This is a genomic window from Psychromonas aquatilis (genome assembly GCF_038155185.1).
Lineage (GTDB): Bacteria > Pseudomonadota > Gammaproteobacteria > Enterobacterales > Psychromonadaceae > Psychromonas > Psychromonas aquatilis.
In genome coordinates, this window is the sequence record NZ_JBAKAZ010000158.1 from 1 (window position 1) to 358 (window position 358).

At 41.1% G+C, this 358-nt stretch carries 1 protein-coding gene; it reads left to right on the plus strand.

All coding sequences use genetic code 11. The features are described 5' to 3' along the window. The coding region (locus V6256_RS15230) for an IS66 family transposase (protein ID WP_341599110.1) at positions 1-358 on the plus strand (358 nt) is incomplete at both ends.

Below are 358 nucleotides of genomic sequence, written 5' to 3' on the forward strand. Positions count from 1 at the left end.
AGAAAAGCTTGAGTTTATCCCTGCTAAAATCAAAGTTATTGAGCATATCCGTCCTAAATATGCCTGTCGTCATTGTGATAAATCCTCGACTCACACCCCGATAAAACAAGCGGCTATGCCTGCTATGCCAATAAATAAAGGGATTGCAACGGCAAGTTTGTTAGCCCAGCTTATCACCAGTAAATACCAATATGGTTTACCGCTTTATCGCCAAGAATCCATGTTTAAGCAATATGGTATTGAACTCAGTCGTCAGACCATGAGTAGTTGGATAGATAAATCAGCCACACTCTTCGAGCCATTAGTTGAAAAGCTTAAAGCCGAGCTGTTAAAACAGCCCACGTTGTTTGCTGATGAA